The organism is Proteus vulgaris, from assembly GCF_011045815.1.
Taxonomy (GTDB): domain Bacteria; phylum Pseudomonadota; class Gammaproteobacteria; order Enterobacterales; family Enterobacteriaceae; genus Proteus; species Proteus vulgaris_B.
In genome coordinates this window covers 2,742,118-2,759,295 of sequence record NZ_CP047344.1, presented here as the reverse complement: position 1 = coordinate 2,759,295, position 17,178 = coordinate 2,742,118, and the positions used below count along the sequence as shown (strand labels likewise).

The 17,178-nt window shown below is 38.1% G+C and carries 17 protein-coding genes; 13 read left to right on the top strand and 4 right to left on the bottom strand.

Translation table 11 applies throughout. The features are described 5' to 3' along the window. The first annotated feature begins 6 nt into the window (after window positions 1-6). The 3 genes from GTH24_RS13130 (at window position 7) to der (ending at window position 3,424) form a co-directional block, all read left to right on the top strand. Complete coding sequence (locus GTH24_RS13130; RefSeq protein ID WP_072068689.1) at window positions 7-627, top strand: YfgM family protein; 621 nt, start codon at window positions 7-9, stop codon at window positions 625-627. 14 nt (window positions 628-641) lie between these two features. Next, window positions 642-1,814 carry an outer membrane protein assembly factor BamB gene (gene bamB / locus GTH24_RS13125; RefSeq protein ID WP_072068688.1) on the top strand — a complete coding sequence of 391 codons (1,173 nt, stop codon included), beginning with the start codon at window positions 642-644 and terminating at the stop codon, window positions 1,812-1,814. 119 nt (window positions 1,815-1,933) lie between these two features. Beyond that, window positions 1,934-3,424 carry a ribosome biogenesis GTPase Der gene (gene der, locus GTH24_RS13120; RefSeq protein ID WP_115350059.1) on the top strand — a complete coding sequence of 497 codons (1,491 nt, stop codon included), beginning with the start codon at window positions 1,934-1,936 and terminating at the stop codon, window positions 3,422-3,424. Between the two features lie 73 nt (window positions 3,425-3,497). Here der and GTH24_RS13115 read toward each other — a convergent pair whose 3' ends face one another. Next, window positions 3,498-4,412 carry a Gfo/Idh/MocA family protein gene (locus GTH24_RS13115; protein WP_072068687.1) on the bottom strand — a complete coding sequence of 305 codons (915 nt, stop codon included), beginning with the start codon at window positions 4,410-4,412 and terminating at the stop codon, window positions 3,498-3,500. Between the two features lie 271 nt (window positions 4,413-4,683). Here GTH24_RS13115 and GTH24_RS13110 point away from each other — a divergent pair, with 271 nt between their 5' ends. Together GTH24_RS13110 and GTH24_RS13105 are read left to right on the top strand one after the other, a co-directional pair. Beyond that, the gene (locus tag GTH24_RS13110; RefSeq protein ID WP_164526491.1) at window positions 4,684-5,253 is read left to right on the top strand and encodes a hypothetical protein; all 570 of its coding nucleotides are present in this window, start codon (window positions 4,684-4,686) and stop codon (window positions 5,251-5,253) included. A 168-nt stretch (window positions 5,254-5,421) separates the two neighbouring features. After that, complete coding sequence (locus GTH24_RS13105) at window positions 5,422-5,769, top strand: hypothetical protein (protein ID WP_231619276.1); 348 nt, start codon at window positions 5,422-5,424, stop codon at window positions 5,767-5,769. 86 nt (window positions 5,770-5,855) lie between these two features. Here GTH24_RS13105 and hemF read toward each other — a convergent pair whose 3' ends face one another. After that, complete coding sequence (hemF, locus tag GTH24_RS13100; RefSeq protein WP_072068685.1) at window positions 5,856-6,764, bottom strand: oxygen-dependent coproporphyrinogen oxidase; 909 nt, start codon at window positions 6,762-6,764, stop codon at window positions 5,856-5,858. 133 nt (window positions 6,765-6,897) lie between these two features. Here hemF and GTH24_RS13095 point away from each other — a divergent pair, with 133 nt between their 5' ends. From GTH24_RS13095 to cysM, 8 genes are all read left to right on the top strand, one after another. Continuing rightward, entirely contained in the window at window positions 6,898-7,335 is a 438-nt protein-coding gene (locus GTH24_RS13095) for a GNAT family acetyltransferase (protein ID WP_072068684.1), read from the top strand. A gap of 334 nt (window positions 7,336-7,669) precedes the next feature. Continuing rightward, window positions 7,670-8,287: an RpoE-regulated lipoprotein gene (locus GTH24_RS13090; RefSeq protein ID WP_231619277.1), complete on the top strand. Its 618-nt coding sequence runs from the start codon at window positions 7,670-7,672 to the stop codon at window positions 8,285-8,287. A gap of 120 nt (window positions 8,288-8,407) precedes the next feature. Continuing rightward, complete coding sequence (locus GTH24_RS13085) at window positions 8,408-9,304, top strand: Dyp-type peroxidase (protein ID WP_072068683.1); 897 nt, start codon at window positions 8,408-8,410, stop codon at window positions 9,302-9,304. Window positions 9,305-9,539: 235 nt separating this feature from the next. Next, on the top strand, window positions 9,540-10,559 hold the full coding sequence (cysP, locus tag GTH24_RS13080) for a thiosulfate ABC transporter substrate-binding protein CysP (RefSeq protein WP_072068682.1): 1,020 nt from the start codon (window positions 9,540-9,542) through the stop codon (window positions 10,557-10,559). Continuing rightward, the gene (gene cysT, locus GTH24_RS13075; RefSeq protein WP_072068681.1) at window positions 10,559-11,392 is read left to right on the top strand and encodes a sulfate/thiosulfate ABC transporter permease CysT; all 834 of its coding nucleotides are present in this window, start codon (window positions 10,559-10,561) and stop codon (window positions 11,390-11,392) included. The genes cysP and cysT overlap by 1 nt, the downstream gene beginning before the upstream one ends. Further along, window positions 11,392-12,234 carry a sulfate/thiosulfate ABC transporter permease CysW gene (gene cysW / locus GTH24_RS13070; protein WP_072068680.1) on the top strand — a complete coding sequence of 281 codons (843 nt, stop codon included), beginning with the start codon at window positions 11,392-11,394 and terminating at the stop codon, window positions 12,232-12,234. The genes cysT and cysW overlap by 1 nt, the downstream gene beginning before the upstream one ends. Window positions 12,235-12,266: 32 nt before the next feature. Next, window positions 12,267-13,355: a sulfate/thiosulfate ABC transporter ATP-binding protein CysA gene (gene cysA / locus GTH24_RS13065; protein WP_072068679.1), complete on the top strand. Its 1,089-nt coding sequence runs from the start codon at window positions 12,267-12,269 to the stop codon at window positions 13,353-13,355. Window positions 13,356-13,524: 169 nt separating this feature from the next. Then, entirely contained in the window at window positions 13,525-14,409 is an 885-nt protein-coding gene (gene cysM, locus GTH24_RS13060; protein ID WP_164526490.1) for a cysteine synthase CysM, read from the top strand. A gap of 352 nt (window positions 14,410-14,761) precedes the next feature. Here cysM and crr read toward each other — a convergent pair whose 3' ends face one another. After that, on the bottom strand, window positions 14,762-15,271 hold the full coding sequence (gene crr / locus GTH24_RS13055) for a PTS glucose transporter subunit IIA (protein ID WP_036935451.1): 510 nt from the start codon (window positions 15,269-15,271) through the stop codon (window positions 14,762-14,764). Between the two features lie 49 nt (window positions 15,272-15,320). After that, a complete protein-coding gene (gene ptsI / locus GTH24_RS13050; protein ID WP_072068678.1) occupies window positions 15,321-17,048 on the bottom strand; it encodes a phosphoenolpyruvate-protein phosphotransferase PtsI in 1,728 nt (575 codons plus the stop codon). Between the last annotated feature and the right edge of the window lie 130 nt (window positions 17,049-17,178).

The window sequence follows — 17,178 nt, the reverse complement described above, 5'->3', positions numbered from 1 at the left end:
AGACTTGTGGAAGTTTATAGCACCGAAAACGAACAAGTTGATGCAATTAAACAGTTTATAAAAAATTACGGTTTAACCATTGTTTTAGCTGCTGTTATTGGTTTTGGTGGTGTGTTTGGTTGGAAATATTGGCAATCACATCAAACAAATCGCTTACAAGAAAGTGCAGAGGCTTTTGCAACAGTGAGTGAAGCACTCGCTAAACCGACCCCTGAAAATATTGCGTTAGCCGACAAGTTTGTTACAGATACAAATGATGTGTATGGCGCATTAGCGTCATTAGAACTTGCACAGATTGCTATTGATGCTAATGACTTAGTTAATGGTGAGCGTCATCTGACAACCGCTATTGCAAAAGTAAAAAATGATGCATTTGCAGATATGCTAAATCTTCGTTTAGCTCGCGTACAATTAGCATTAGATAAAACTGATGCTGCTTTGATCTCGTTAGAGCAAGTGAAAGGCAAAGCATGGAATGGAATGAAAAATTATATCCGTGGTGATGTATTAGCGAAAAAAGGCGATAATACAGGTGCGGCAACTGCTTATCGTAGCGCATTAACTGATGAAAATGCGGGTGCTATTCGCTCACTGGTTGAACTTAAACTCAATAATTTATCCAATTAAAGGGATCTTCAGACATGCAACTGCGTAAAACTCTCCTGGTTGGTCTACTAGCATCTGCTTTATTGGCAGGATGTTCTAGTGAACAGGATAATGTGACAATGTCTCCATTACCTGAGGTGCAGAGCCAGTTTACACCTAGAGCTGTTTGGGACAAGTCAGTTGGAAATGGTATTGGTAAATACTATTCTCACTTGTCACCAACATGGGATGGCCCAGTTGTCTATGTCGCTGATCGCCATGGTTTAGTTAAAGCGTTAGATTTGGAAACAGGTAAAGAGCTTTGGTCACAAGATCTCTCTATTAAAACCGGTTTTCTTTCATCCAATGAATCCGCATTACTTTCTGGTGGATTGACTGTTTCAGGTACTCGCGTTTTTGTGGGAACTGAAAAAGCAAAAGTTTATGCGCTGAATACTGATGATGGTTCTATTGATTGGGAAGCCGATGTTGCAGGTGAAGCCATTTCAAAACCTGTTGTTAGTGATGGATTAGTGCTTATCCATACTAGTAATGGCTTATTGCAAGGGTTGGATTTATTAACTGGCGAAATATCATGGACAGTTAATTTAGATACACCATCATTATCTCTTCGTGGTGAGTCTGCGCCAGCTGTTGCTTATGGTGCTGCAATTATTGGTGCAGATAATGGCCGTGTCAGTGCAGTTATCCTTTCTCAAGGACAGTTGATTTGGCAACAAAATATTTCACAAATTAAAGGCTCAACTGAAATTAGCCGATTAAATGATGTGGATATGACACCTATTATTGATGAAAATACTGTATATGCAATGGCGTATAACGGTAGCTTAGTTAGCCTTGATATGCGTTCTGGACAAATTCTTTGGAAACGAGATTTAGGCTCAGTCAATGATATGGTGCTATTAGGTGATAATCTTTACCTTGTTGACCAAAATGACCGAGTTTTATCTGTTCGTAAATCTGATGGTGTGACATTATGGACACAAGAAGATTTGTTGCATCGTAATTTAACCGCACCTGCTATTTTTGATGGCTATTTAGTGGTTGGTGATGCAGAAGGTTATCTCCATTGGATTGATACCGCGACAGGTAAATTTATTGCACAAAACGAAGTGAACAGCTCTGGTTTATTAAGTCGCCCTCAAGCGGTAAATGATAAACTGATGATCCAAGCTCGTGATGGTAAGCTTTATCTTTATAGTCGGTAATTAGTTACTGACAAATCTATTTATTTTACGGCTCCTTTAAAGGAGCCGTTTCGTCTTTTTAGTAATTACATGTAAAATACAATCAGAATTATGATTGTATTTTTATGAGGCATCAAAAAATGATACCCGTTATTGCCTTAGTAGGGCGCCCTAACGTGGGTAAATCCACGTTATTTAATCGACTAACACGCACCAGAGACGCATTAGTTGCTGATTTTCCAGGCCTCACTCGTGACCGTAAATACGGTCGTGCGGAGTTAGAGGGCGAAGAGTTTATTATTATTGATACTGGTGGTATTGATGGTGCTGAAGAGGGTGTTGAAACCCATATGGCATCACAGTCATTACAGGCAATTCAAGAAGCCGACGTTGTGCTATTTTTAGTTGATGCTCGTGCCGGTTTAATGCCAGCAGACCAAGGCATTGCCAAACATCTTCGTGGTGTTGAGAAAAAAACATATTTAGTTGCGAATAAAACAGACGGTATTGATACTGATACTGCGTTAGCTGATTTCTATTCTTTAGGTTTAGGTGAAATTTTCCCAATCGCAGCCTCTCATGGTCGTGGTGTGGCTCAATTAATTGAACAAGCATTATTACCAATTACAGGAAAAGTGGTTGAAGAAGAAAAAGAGCTGACCGAAGAAGAAGAGAATGCAGCATATTGGGCTGCATTAGAAGCTGAGCAAGAAGCACAAGCATTAGAAGAGGAAGAAGATGACTTCGATCCTTCTACATTACCTGTCAAATTGGCGATCGTTGGTCGTCCTAATGTGGGTAAATCGACGCTGACAAATCGTATGCTTGGTGAAGATCGTGTAGTTGTTTACGATATGCCCGGCACAACACGCGACAGTATCTATATTCCCATGGAGCGTGATGATAAAGAATATATCATCATCGATACAGCCGGAGTTCGTAAGCGCGGTAAAGTGAAAGAAACAGTAGAAAAATTCTCTGTTATCAAAACACTGCAAGCGATTGAAGATTCTAATGTTGCATTGTTAGTTATTGATGCGCGTGAAGGCATCTCTGATCAAGATCTTTCATTACTAGGTTATATCTTGAATGCGGGTCGTTCATTAGTGATTGCTGTTAATAAATGGGATGGCATGACACAAGACGATCGTGAACAAGTAAAAGCCATGCTTGATCTTAAACTGGGCTTTGTTGACTTTGCACGAGTTCACTTTATTTCTGCATTACATGGTAGTGGTGTGGGCAATCTTTTCGAATCTATTCAAGAAGCTTATGTCTGTGCAACGCGTCGTGTTGGTACATCAATGCTGACGCGTATCATGAAGATGGCAGAAGATGATCACCAGCCACCAATTGTTCGTGGACGCCGTGTAAAAATGAAGTATGCACATGCTGGTGGTTATAATCCACCTGTTGTGGTTATTCATGGTAATCAGGTAACTGATTTACCAGATAGCTATAAGCGTTATTTGATGAACTATTTCCGTCGTACTCTGCAAGTTATGGGAACGCCAATTCGCATTCAATTTAAAGAGGGTGAAAACCCTTATGCGGATAAGAAAAATAAATTAACACAATCTCAAATGCGTAAACGTAAGCGTTTAATGTCACATTTGAAGAAATCTAAATAAGCTTATTCAAGCTTAAAAATAATAAAAACGGCGTTTACGGTATGTTGAACGCCGTTTTTTATGCTCATGATTATTATTGTTCAGCTAACATTTTTTCTATCATCTGTTGAGCCACAATCGCTTGTTCACCACTTGTTATTGGATGAGTATCGTTCATCACACATTGAATAAAATGCTCTACAGCACCAATAAACCCACGTTGTAATAAAATCGGATCCCAATTTTCGGGATGTTTTTCAGTGAGTATTTGTTTATTTTCACTACGCCACATATTCATATTGGTAATTTGATGGATCGCATTTTCATCAATAGCAATGAGTTGTTCTTGCTGACTACCCGCTTTTCTATGCATTGAGGTTGTTATCCAGCAGTCTTCTATTTTTAAATGATGTTCAGCATAAAATAACTCACTCTTTTCTGTTTGAATAATACTGCCACTTGATAATTTTGCATTAGAACCAGCAAACCAAAGTGCAGTATCGATAACATGTAAATAATCATCGAATAAGGTAAAGCGGGTATCTTTTGGTCCGATGCTATCACATCGATGTTTCTCTATTCTTAGTGAAGAGAGATGCGTTATCGTTTGTTTCAATGATTGGTAAAAAGGTGCAAAGCGACGGTTAAACCCCACCATTAATTTTTTATTTTTTTGCGTTGCGAGTTCAATGAGTATCTCAGATTGATGGATATGTTCTGTTAATGGTTTATCAACATAAACATGTACTCCCTCATTTAATAAATATTTTATGATTTCAAAATGGCTTGAAGTGGTACTGTGTACAAATATGGCATCACATTGTTTAGCAAGAGAGTGAAGGTTATCAAAATAGGAAATACGGTAAGCGGCACAAATTGCATTTCCTTTTTCTTGGTTTGGTGAAAATGCTCCTACAAATTCCCAATTAGCGGTTTTGCTCAAAATAGGGAGATAAACTTTCTGTGCAATTGCCCCTAACCCAACCATACCTATCCGTAATTTTTTCATTATTCGCCTTCTTTTTTCAATGTGATATCCAGTTAAGACAAGTAAAAAGTATATATATTGCTAATTAAAGAATAAAAAATGGAAAATAATAATTATCTTTTTTAAATCAATAGCCTGATATTCTAAAGCTATTCGGTTAAGCGGAGTTGAGTTGCTAATGTCATTTATATTTCGATTTATTGATCGATTTTAGCTGTATGATTTTTTAATTACTTTCGTTATTCTCTGGTGATTGCGTAACTATTTTTTTCATACTTTTAAGGTAACTTGTATGCTTAGAACCTTTATTCTCTTCACATTTTTGGGATATCAAAGCATTGCACTTAGTAGCAATAGCTCGGATAATTTTTCTCTTGGTTTAATTTCCAATAAAGAAGAAGGGCTTATTTTATATACAGATAAACCCACTTTAGCAGAGCAACTTATTTACACCTGTTTTAATGACCCTACCAATAAAAATAACAATCAATGTTTATTACTTCAGGGGAAAGATTTTAATATCACTGATAAATACAATGTAGTTTATGACTCCGTCGATGACAAAATAACCTATACATACCTTTATAATAAAAAGCCAACTCAACTCGTAGACTTTATGGATGAGCTATCAATGTCTGTTATTTATCCTAATAATCCTAATCAGGAAAATAGCATTAAAATAACAGGAGCATTAAATCACTCTGAAATTATCTTTGATCATCAAAAAATCAATATAACAAATTGCTATAGTTCTGAAGGAATTCATATCTTTAATAAAGATGATATAAGCAAATACCACTTATATTATTATTTAGGATTTGATGTTATTTCAGATTGTCCTGATAAGTTATTCGAAGAATAAAAACGGGATCATTTAAACAAGGCGTTATTCCTCATTTTATATTGATTTCATTGATTTTTTTAATTTAATTATCATATAACGATATTGTTTTCATAAAAACTTAATTTAATTTTTCAAATAATAATTTAAAATGTAATTGATTCCTATTCGTCTTAATGGGCTGTTATTTTGAAAAAAACGATTATCATTACATCAATTTTTATGCTTTCTGCTTGTGCAACACCTGAAAAATGGGAAGCAAACACCAGCACACCATCTCCTTTAGATATCGCTAAAAATATGTGTATGCAAGAAGCTAATACGCGATATCCCGCGAGATATGTGGCTTCAAGTCAACCTTCTTTTGCTCCAATGAGAATAAATGGTAAAGATATTCCAAATTCAGGGGCAGGAACATCTTTTCCTTCAGATGCGAATGAATGGCAACGTAGGGATTATTTTAATACCTGTATGAGAGGGGAAGGCTGGGAAAATAAAAATAAAGTTACCGGATTACTGTCCTTTTTGTTTAATTAATCTTGCCAAAAAGAAAAGTTCGCTTTTTCGTTGATTTAAAAAAAGCCACTTTAAAAAGTGGCTATCATTGAGAGATAGAGCTTGAGTTATACCCACTCTTTTTGGATCAAAAAGTCACTGTATAGCTTTGCTTCAGGAGTATCCGGTTCGGGTGAATAATCATATTCAAAACGGACTAAAGGTGGCATAGACATTAAAATTGACTCTGTTCTTCCTCCGCTTTGTAGCCCAAATAAGGTTCCTCTATCCCACACTAAATTAAACTCAACGTAGCGACCACGGCGATAGAGCTGGAATTGGCGCTCATGCTCTCCCCAGGGCATTGATTTACGTTTTTCAACTATAGGTAAGTAAGCATCAAGATAACCAAGGCCGACACATTGAACAAATTCGAAACAATGGTCAAAATCTGGTGTATTTAAATCATCAAAGAAAAGCCCACCGACACCACGGGGTTCGTTGCGGTGTTTAATATAAAAATAATCATCACACCATTTTTTATAACGCGGGTAATAATCTTTGCTAAAAGGGATACAAACAGATTTGGCAACCTTATGCCAATGGATAACGTCTTCTTCAAATCCATAGTAAGGTGTTAAATCAAAGCCGCCGCCAAACCACCAAATGGGATCTTCACCCTCTTTTTCTGCAATAAAAAAGCGCACATTAGCATGAGAGGTTGGAATATAAGGATTAAGTGGGTGAATAACTAATGAAACACCCATTGCTTGAAAACGACGTCCGGCTAATTCAGGGCGATGTGCTGTTGCCGATTGAGGGAGTGACTCACCATAGACATGTGAAAAATTAACTCCTGCTTGTTCGAAAAGTGCGCCATGGGTTAATACACGAGTACGGCCACCACCACCTTCTTTTCTTTCCCAATTATCTTGCTGAAAAGTGGCTTTTTGGTCTATGTTTTCAAGAGAGTGACAAATCGTATCTTGTAGTGATAAGAAAAATTCTTTAACACGATGAATATCAGGTAAATTCATAATAACCTACAATTTTTATCATATTTATTAAAAATAGAACTCCATATCGCCTATGTTCTCATTTTCAAGTTGATTCATAAACCAAACAAGCGATAATAAATTTAGATTTATATGAACAATAACAGGCAAAACCATGGAAATACGTGTATTTCGCCAAGATGATTTTGAGGCAATTATTACACTTTGGGAACGTTGCGATTTAATCTCGCCAGAAAACGATCCTGAAATTGATATTGAAAGAAAAATAAACCATTCACCTGATTTATTTTTGATTGCAGAAGTGGCCGGTGAACTAGTGGGGAGTGTGATGGGGGGCTACGATGGTCATCGTGGATCTTTATATTATTTAGGGGTTCACCCAGACTTTCGTGGCAGAGGCATTGCGAATGCATTGATCTCTCGATTAGAAAAAAAACTGATCGCAAAAGGATGCCCACAAATTACATTAGTTATACCAGAAGAAAATGATGCAACGATTTTTATGTTTGAAAAGCTATTGTATGAAGATCAAAACCAAGAAAGTACAACTTATACTAAACGGTTAATTATCGATCAGGATTTTGATCTCTAACATATCATAAGCCCTCAATATTTTGAGGGTTATTCTTACTTCTGTATTTGTCCTTTCTGTTTCTCTATTTTTATCCTTACACGTTATTCCCTTATTTTATACGTAAAATCTGATATTGCTTTTTCTGTGGAACAAACCGTGATGTAAAAGGTCGTAACTAGGCCTTCTTTTTCATGAGGTTATTCAGCGTTAAATTAAGCAATACTTTTTTATGCTAATTTATTGTGCGTGTTTTAGTCTGATGATTGAGGTGGGGTAAAGAGTAAGATAAGGTGTGCCTAATGACATCAATATCTATTTTAATGAGTGATGTAAAAGTTTAACGGAGAAATAAATGATACCTAAGTTTTGGTTACCCTTGTGTTTAAGCACAAGCGTTTTGCTATTAAGTGGCTGTTCATCCATGGGAGGAATGTCTTTTTCTGCACTAAATCCGATGAATTGGTTCTCAAATGATACGCTAACCGTTTCTGCTAATGGATTAGGTAATATTACAAGCTCAACAAAAATCACAGAAAATGATATTAAGAATGAGTTAGGAAGTCGCTTTCATTATCGTGAAGGCATGGAAATGCAAGGCAATGATATTATCGTTGTTGTTCAAGGTTTAGATGATAATAAAACTCAAGTGGCTTTCTACGGCAAAGAAAAAGGTACAGTAGAGAAAATAGAAGTCTTTGATGCCAAGGCGACGACAGATTGGGGCACAACTATTGGTACACCATTTAAAGATATCTATAAAAAAGCCTTTGGTGCATGTAGCAAAGGCCCTAAAGATGAAAAGCAAAGAACAATTTTATGCCAATCAGAACAAGCTAAATCAGTGAGCTATGTCTTTAGTGGACAATGGGACGGCCCTGATGGATTAATGCCACCAGATGAAGTTTTATCAAATTGGACGTTAACGCAAATTATTTGGCAGAACAAAACGCCTACACGCTATTCCTTATAATATATGGAAGATTTTATAATCAGACTGTCTGATATTTGTTAAAAGGCAAATCTTCGGAAAAAAATATTCGATATAATTAACATTATTCCGAGCGTTTTGATTATTGATTAGGGAAGCAATATGTCTCATGCACAAAGTGGCATTTTAGTCGCACATAGTAAATTTGGTCTTTTTATCGAAGCAATGGTCGTGGGTGAGTTAGAATTTCTGCGTCAAGGATGTCAGAAATTTATGCAATCATTATCTGATTTACAAAAGCAATTTCCTGATGCGTCATTAGGCGCAGTTGTTGCATTTGGCTCCGATCTTTGGAAAAAATTATCAGATGAAAACAGTGCCCCTGAGCTAAAACCTTTTCGCCCATTAGGTAAAGGTTTAGCGCCAGCGACACAACGTGATCTACTTATTCATATTCAATCTATGCGCCATGATGTGAACTTTTCATTGGCTCAAGCGGCAATGGCGGCTTTTGGTGATGTGATTAAAGTTGAAGAAGAAATTCATGGTTTCCGTTGGATCGAAGAGCGTGATTTAAGTGGTTTTATTGATGGTACTGAAAACCCGCAAGATGATGAACGCTACGGTGTTGCATTGATTAATGATGGTGTTGATGCTGGTGGTAGTTATGTTTTAGTTCAGCGTTATGAGCATAACCTAAAAAAATGGGCTCGTTTTAGTGAATCAGATCAAGAGAAAATGATCGGTCGTACTAAAAAAGACAGTATTGAACTTGATGAATCAGAACGTAATGTCACTTCTCACGTTTCTCGTGTTGTGATTGAAGAAGATGGTGAAGAGTTGGCTATTTTGCGTCACAGCCTGCCTTACGGTACTGCAAGTGGTAAACATGGTTTATATTTCTTAGCTTATTGTGGTCGTTTATATAATATTGAACAGCAATTACTAAGTATGTTTGGTGAATTAGATGGCAAACACGATGACTTATTACGTATGAGTAAGCCTGTTACAGGAAGTTACTACTTTGCTCCATCTTATGAAGTCTTAAAAGCACTGTAAATTGCCGAGTATTAAATAAGCTTTTATTGATGAAATGCCTGCTTTAATTGCAGGCATTTTGGTCTGAATTTTTTTCATATTAATTTCAATCGATGTGAATTTAATTAATTAGCTTGCATTTTACTCAATTTTAATAGCTTTCAGTTATATCAAATAACAAAAGCTAACTACACTGTTATAAATAAAGCCGATAAAGTAACCATTAGAATAAAACTTACAATGATGGGTACTTTTGATGAAGAAAAACATAATCAGAACCTTTGCATTACAAGCAACTACAGCATTGTCTTTGCTTGCCAGCAGTTATGCAGGGGCTGCTCAATTACTTAATAGCTCTTATGATATTGCGCGAGAGTTATTTACACAGCTAAATAGTGATTTTAAAACTCAGTGGGATGCACAACATCCTGATGACAAAGTAACTATCAAACAATCTCATGCTGGCTCTTCTAAGCAAGCACTTGCGATATTGCAAGGGCTACCTGCGGATGTGGTGACATACAACCAAGTGACCGATGTGCAAATTCTGCATGATAAAGGCAAGCTTGTTCCTGCAGATTGGCAACAACGTTTGCCTAACAATAGCTCACCTTATTATTCCACTATGGCGTATTTAGTTCGCAAAGGTAATCCTAAAAATATTACGACATGGGAGGATTTAACCCGCGAAGATGTCAAAGTGGTTTTCCCGAATCCAAAAACATCAGGTAATGGGCGCTATACCTATTTAGCTGCTTGGGGGGCTTTTGAAAAAGCCTATGGTAATGATGCAAAAACCCAAGAAGCAATGAAAAAGTTCCTTAAAAATGTTGAAGTGTTTGATACCGGAGGTCGTGGTGCGACAACTTCTTTTATTGAGCGTGGACTTGGGGATGTGCTGATCAGTTTTGAATCTGAAGTTAATAATATTCGTCAGCAATATGGTGAAGATGAATATCAAGTTATTGTGCCACCCGTAGATATTCTAGCTGAGTTTCCAGTCGCTTGGGTTGATAAAAATGTGCAACGCAATGACACAGAAGCACTGGCAAAAGCTTACCTCAATTACTTATACAGTCCTAAAGCACAAGAGATCATCACGCAATTTAACTATCGCGTAAATGATAAAGCTGTTATGGCTCAAAAAGCAGCACAATTTCCAGCAACGTCTCTATTTACCGTTGAAGAAATATTTGGCGACTGGAATAACGTGATGAAAACGCATTTCACAACAGATGGTATGCTTGACAAGTTATTAGCGCAAGGACGTCAATAATGTTTACCACAACCAGTAAACGGGTATTACCGGGATTTGGATTAAGCTTAGGCGGAACACTGTTTTATACCTGCTTGATCTTACTATTACCAATGAGTGCACTGGTTGTGCAACTTTCTGATATGAGCTGGGCGCAATATTGGGCAGTCATAACGCATCCTCAAATTGTTGCCGCGTATAAAGTCACACTACTTGCAGCTGCGGTTGCTAGTATTTTTAATGCTATTTTTGGCATGTTGCTTGCGTGGATCATTACACGTTACCGTTTTCCGGGTAGACAACTACTTGATGGTTTAATGGACTTACCTTTTGCTTTACCCACTGCGGTTGCTGGATTAACGCTCGCTACGCTGTTCTCAACACAAGGCTGGTATGGCTTTGTGCTAGATAAATTTGATATCAAAGTCATTAATACATGGATTGGGATAGCTGTTGCTATGGCTTTTACCAGTTTGCCTTTTGTAGTAAGAACGGTTCAGCCAGTGCTTGAAGAGTTAGGCCCAGAGTATGAAGAGGCCGCTGAAACGCTAGGAGCGAGCCGTTGGCAAACATTTCGTAAAGTTGTATTGCCTGAATTATCACCCGCATTAATTGCTGGAACCGCGCTTTCTTTTACACGCAGTTTGGGTGAGTTTGGTGCTGTTATTTTTATTGCCGGCAATATTGCATGGCAAACAGAAGTGGTTTCCTTGATGATTTTTATTCGATTACAAGAGTTTGATTATCCTGCAGCTAGTGCTGTAGCTTCTGTGATTTTACTTGTTTCTTTAGTCTTACTGTTTTCAATTAATGGCTTACAAAGCCGATTTGGTCAACGGTTGAGGGGGCATTGATGTCAGATATTATGCAACAAGGCTCTATTGATCGTCGGCAAATTGATTGGGTTAAGTGGGGATTGATCCTTACAGGGGTTGCGTTATCCATTTTATTTTTAGTTGTGCCTATTGCGTGGATCTTTATGACCGCGTTTTCAAAAGGTGTTGAAATATTTACTGAGAACTTATTAGACAGCGATATGTTACATGCTGTCTGGTTAACAGTATTAATCGCGTTAATCACAGTACCTATCAATATGTTGTTTGGTGTCAGTATGGCATGGCTGGTTACTCGCTTTCGTTTTCCGGGACGCCAATTATTAATGACACTCATTGATATCCCTTTTGCGGTATCACCTGTTGTCGCCGGACTGCTCTACTTACTTTTTTACGGCAGTAATGGCTGGGCAGGTCAATGGTTATCTCAGTTTGATATCCAGCTTATGTTTTCATGGCCGGGGATGGTTTTAGTCACCGTATTTGTCACTTGTCCTTTTGTTGTTAGAGAACTGGTGCCAGTGATGATGAGCCAAGGTAGTCAAGAAGATGAAGCGGCAGTGTTATTAGGGGCGAGTGGTTGGAAAATGTTTTGGCGTGTGACATTACCTAATATCCGTTGGGCATTACTCTATGGTGTGGTATTAACCAATGCCAGGGCTATTGGTGAATTTGGTGCGGTTTCAGTGGTGTCTGGTGCCATTCGTGGTGAAACCTATTCATTGCCATTACAAGTTGAATTGTTGCATCAAGATTACAATACCGTTGGTGCCTTTACGGCAGCCGCATTACTCGCAATGATGGCGATATTCACCTTAATGTTTAAAAGTGCATTGCAATGGCATTTAGCGCGTCAGCAATGACATCATTATTGACACAAAAGTAGAGGCAAAATATGAGTATTGAAATTAATAATGTCACAAAATATTTTGATCGCACCGAAGTGTTGCATGATGTCAGCCTTGATGTCGCTTCAGGTGAAATGGTGGCATTGTTAGGACCTTCAGGATCAGGAAAAACAACGCTTTTACGTATTATAGCGGGATTAGAACATCAAACCAAAGGAAACATCTGTTTTGAAGGACAAGATGTTAGTCGGTTACATGCTCGTTCACGTAAAGTTGGTTTTGTTTTTCAGCATTATGCACTGTTTCGCCATATGACCGTATTTGAGAACATTGCATTTGGCTTAACCGTATTACCACGTCGTGAACGTCCTAGTAAGGCTGAGATTAATAAAAAAGTCGAGCAATTGTTAGAGATGATCCAATTACCTCACTTAGCTCAACGTTATCCGGCACAATTATCGGGTGGGCAAAAACAGCGGGTGGCTTTAGCAAGGGCTTTGGCTGTAGAGCCTCAAATTTTATTATTAGATGAGCCTTTTGGCGCTTTAGACGCCAAAGTAAGAACAGAATTACGCCGTTGGTTACGTGAATTGCATGAAGAACTTAAATTTACTAGCGTCTTTGTGACTCATGATCAACAAGAAGCGATGGAAGTGGCCGATCGCATTGTGATAATGGGGAATGGAAAAATAGAACAAGTAGGTACACCACAAGAAGTGTGGCAATCGCCTTCAAGTCGCTTTGTACTCGAATTTTTAGGTGATGTTAATCATCTACAAGGTGAGATTAATGGTGCACAATTACATATTGGGGGCTATCACTTACCATTATCGGTGACACCGCTTTATCAAGGTGAAGTAGATGTATTTTTACGCCCTTGGGAAATCGCACTAAGTACATATGAAAATAGTGTCTGTCGATTACCTGTTAAAGTTATTGAGGTTTCACCTAAAGGACATTATTGGCAATTAATTTTACAACCCATAGGATGGAGTAAAACACCAATTACGGCAGTATGGAATGAGATGTCTTTAACACCAGCAAAAGGAAACACCTATTATATGGGAGGTGCCCAAGCCCGTTTATATTCGGGAGATACTCCCTTAAAAACTGTATCGTTGGCGTATACCGCGTAATTATATTTATCACTGTACTCTCTAATTTTCACCCATGCCTATTTTTAAGCATGGGTGTTTTGGTTTTGACAACAGCCTAAGGTTATCTAAAAACATTAATGCTATTGCGTTAATAAGTTAAATGTGATTTCTTCATTAATACAGACAAATAAATGAGCAGGGACTTATTGTGGCAGGGTTAGAACAATTTATTGGTAATACACCATTAGTAAAACTACAACGACTTACACAAGAGGTAGACGCTGAAATTTGGGTTAAGCTTGAAGGTAATAACCCCGCAGGTTCAGTGAAAGACAGAGCTGCATTATCTATGATTGAACAAGCAGAATTACGTGGTGAAATAAAGCCAGGTGATACGCTTATTGAGGCAACCAGTGGTAATACTGGGATTGCCTTAGCTATGATTGCAGCAGTAAAAGGCTATCACTTAAAACTATTAATGCCAGAAAATATGAGTAAAGAGCGTCAAGCTTCTATGCAAGCCTATGGTGCAGAGCTTATTTTGGTAAGTCGAGAAATAGGAATGGAAGGGGCTAGAGATCTCGCACAACAAATGGAACAGCAGGGAGAGGGAAAAGTATTAGATCAATTTAATAACCCAGATAACCCAAGAGCCCATTTTATGTCAACAGGCCCTGAAATTTGGCAACAGACACAAGGTCGTATTACCCATTTTGTGTCAAGTATGGGCACAACAGGCACCATTACAGGTGTAGGCAGTTATTTAAAAACACAATCTGACCAAGTGCAAATCATTGGACTTCAGCCAGAAGAAAAAAGTCAAATTCCAGGCATTCGTCGCTGGTCGCCCGCTTACTTACCAGGGATCTTTAAAAAAGAGCTGGTGGATAGTGTGATTGATATGTCTCAAACCGAAGCAGAATCAACGATGCGCCTTTTAGCAAGACAGGAAGGTATCTTCTGCGGTGTGAGTTCTGGGGGCGCTGTTGCTGGCGCTCTGCGCGTTGCAAAAGAAAATCCCGGTGCGGTGATTGTTGCGATTGTGTGTGATAGAGGTGATCGTTATCTGTCAACGGGCGTTTACTCGTCATAATTCTTACTCGTCATAATTCAAGTTGTAGCGTTGTTGACTGCGTTCACTCACCCTAGTCACATACTAATGTATGCTCCTAGGGGCTTATTCACTTGTCGCCTAGCTATAGCTTGAATTATTTAGAGTATTTACTCGTCATACTTCAAGCCGTAGCGTTGTTGACTGCGTTCATTCGCACTAGTCACATACTTATGTATGTTCCTAGTGACTCATTTACTTGTCGCCTAGCTACAGCTTGAATTATTTAGAGTATCTTTTATTTTTTATTTTTTATTTTTGTAATATAAAAAAACCGCCACATTACTGGTGGCGGTTTAAATCATCTAGAGTGCAAATAGAAAATAATTAGAAATTATTTTTTAATCTGAATAATAACGGTTTCACCAACAGTAACTGGGCCTGTCATTTTGGTTAAACCTTGAATTTCATCCATATTAGAAATGACAACTGGTGTCAGAACTGATTTTGCTTTTTCTTCTAATACAGCCAAGTCAAATTCTAAAATAGTATCACCAACTTTTACTTGCTGACCTTCTTCAGCGATACGTTTAAACCCTTCACCTTTCAGTTCAACAGTGTCGATACCGAAGTGGACAAATAACTCGATACCGTTGTCAGACTCAATAGAGAAAGCATGGTTAGTCTCGAAAATTTTACCGATAGTACCATCGACTGGCGCAACAATTTTATTACCAGCAGGTTTGATAGCAATACCGTCACCTACGATTTTTTCAGCGAAAACAACATCAGGAACATCTTCGATATTGACGATTTCACCTGAAAGTGGTGCAACAATATCAATCGTGCCACTGCCTTTCTTTTCCTCTGAAACCAGTGATTTTAATTTATCAAACAGACCCATGAATCTTCTCCTAATTATTGTAGTTGGGACCGGGCTCTGGCTAATGCGATTAGCACAGTGTCTTCTCTTTAGTAAAAGTTTCTACTAAGTCCATCAATTCTTTCGCAGTTGGCTGAGCAAGTGCTTGCTCTGCTAGTGCTCTTGCGTCATCGTAATTCGCATTGCGGATCACTTTTTTGATGCGAGGAATTGAAATAGCACTCATACTAAACTCATCTAATCCCATGCCTAGAAGGAGCAATGTTGCTCGTTCATCTCCAGCAAGTTCACCACACATTCCAGTCCATTTACCTTCAGCATGTGATGCATCAATCACCTGTTTTATCAGGTTGAGTACGGCAGGTGACATTGGATTATATAGATGAGATATCAGCTCATTTCCACGGTCTACAGCCAGAGTATATTGTGTTAGATCGTTAGTCCCAATACTGAAAAAGTCAACTTCTTTTGCCATATGACGAGCCATCACTGCGGCAGCTGGTGTTTCTACCATCACACCGACTTCAATAGACTCATCAAAAGCTTTATTTTCTTCACGAAGTTGGTTTTTCAATATTTCAAGTTCTGCTTTCAATGCTCTGATCTCTTCAACAGAGATAATCATTGGAAACATAATGCGTAGTTTACCAAAAGCAGATGCTCTTAAGATAGCACGTAATTGTGAATGAAGGATCTCTTTACGGTCAAGACAAATACGAATTGCACGCCAGCCTAAGAATGGGTTCTCTTCTTTAGGTAGATTCATGTAAGGTAAGTCTTTATCACCACCAATATCCATAGTACGAATAATAACCGCAGGACTTCCAACTGCTTCTGCTACCGCTTTATAGGCTTGGAATTGTTCATCTTCTGTTGGTAAAGAGTCTCTATCCATAAATAAAAACTCAGTACGATAGAGACCAACACCTTCAGCACCGTTACGTTCAGCACCAGCAACATCACGAACTGTACCAATATTAGCGCAAACTTCGACTTGGTGCCCATCAAGTGTAATGGCAGGTAAATCTTTGAGTTTGGCCAATTCTTCCTTTTCGTGCAGATATTCTTCTTTGATGGCTTTTAATGCTTCGAGTTCTTCGTCAGATGGATTAATAATGATTTTGTTATTAATCGCATCAAGAACAAGATAATCGTCTTTTTTAATGGTTTGTGTTGCATTAGATGTGCCCACAATAGCTGGGATTTCTAATGAACGAGCCATGATAGAAGTATGAGATGTTCTACCCCCTAAGTCAGTGATAAAGCCTAATACGTTATCTAGGCTTAATTGAGCAGTTTCGGAAGGAGTGAGGTCAGTTGCTACTAGAATAACTTTTTCTGAAATAGCACTTAAATCGATAATTGGCATTTCTAAAATATTACGCATCAAGCGTTTACCAATATCACGAACGTCAGCAGCGCGCTCTTTTAAGTATTCGTCATCTAATGCTTCTAATGCGGTGGCTTGATCTTCAATAACAGATTGAACAGCAGCTTCGGCAGTCTTTTTGTCGCTTTTGATGAGAGTAACAATTTCTTGTTCTAACTCTTCATCTTCTAATAACATGATATGGCCTTCAAAGATTTCGGCTTTATCTGCACCGAGATTCTTTTCAGCACGCTCTTTAATGATTTCTAGTTGTTGTGCAGATTTATTGCGGCCATCTTTAAAGCGTTCGATTTGATTCTCAACTTCATCACTTTGGATCTTACGTTGGCTAATGATGATGGGTTCTTCTTTGAGGAGAAGGGTTTGACCAAATGCGATACCGGGTGATGCTAAAATTCCTGAAATCATAATTTATCCTACGACTTGCTGGTGATAATCTTAAAAGAATAGGATTGCAAAATACTGTTGTTTTAAAATCATCATTAGAGGTTAACTCCCCTGAATGGTTTCAGGGGAATAAATACTGTGCTAATGCTTA

What these genes read in the sequence shown, in the direction of transcription:
- bamB (WP_072068688.1), top strand. Translation starts at nt 642, where the DNA reads ATGCAACTGCGTAAAACTCTCCTGGTTGGTCTACTAGCATCTGCTTTA.
- der (WP_115350059.1), top strand. Translation starts at nt 1,934, where the DNA reads ATGATACCCGTTATTGCCTTAGTAGGGCGCCCTAACGTGGGTAAATCC.
- GTH24_RS13115 (WP_072068687.1), bottom strand. Translation starts at nt 4,412, where the DNA reads ATGAAAAAATTACGGATAGGTATGGTTGGGTTAGGGGCAATTGCACAG.
- GTH24_RS13110 (WP_164526491.1), top strand. Translation starts at nt 4,684, where the DNA reads ATGCTTAGAACCTTTATTCTCTTCACATTTTTGGGATATCAAAGCATT.
- hemF (WP_072068685.1), bottom strand. Translation starts at nt 6,764, where the DNA reads ATGAATTTACCTGATATTCATCGTGTTAAAGAATTTTTCTTATCACTA.
- GTH24_RS13095 (WP_072068684.1), top strand. Translation starts at nt 6,898, where the DNA reads ATGGAAATACGTGTATTTCGCCAAGATGATTTTGAGGCAATTATTACA.
- GTH24_RS13090 (WP_231619277.1), top strand. Translation starts at nt 7,670, where the DNA reads ATGATACCTAAGTTTTGGTTACCCTTGTGTTTAAGCACAAGCGTTTTG.
- GTH24_RS13085 (WP_072068683.1), top strand. Translation starts at nt 8,408, where the DNA reads ATGTCTCATGCACAAAGTGGCATTTTAGTCGCACATAGTAAATTTGGT.
- cysP (WP_072068682.1), top strand. Translation starts at nt 9,540, where the DNA reads ATGAAGAAAAACATAATCAGAACCTTTGCATTACAAGCAACTACAGCA.
- cysT (WP_072068681.1), top strand. Translation starts at nt 10,559, where the DNA reads ATGTTTACCACAACCAGTAAACGGGTATTACCGGGATTTGGATTAAGC.
- cysW (WP_072068680.1), top strand. Translation starts at nt 11,392, where the DNA reads ATGTCAGATATTATGCAACAAGGCTCTATTGATCGTCGGCAAATTGAT.
- cysA (WP_072068679.1), top strand. Translation starts at nt 12,267, where the DNA reads ATGAGTATTGAAATTAATAATGTCACAAAATATTTTGATCGCACCGAA.
- crr (WP_036935451.1), bottom strand. Translation starts at nt 15,271, where the DNA reads ATGGGTCTGTTTGATAAATTAAAATCACTGGTTTCAGAGGAAAAGAAA.
- ptsI (WP_072068678.1), bottom strand. Translation starts at nt 17,048, where the DNA reads ATGATTTCAGGAATTTTAGCATCACCCGGTATCGCATTTGGTCAAACC.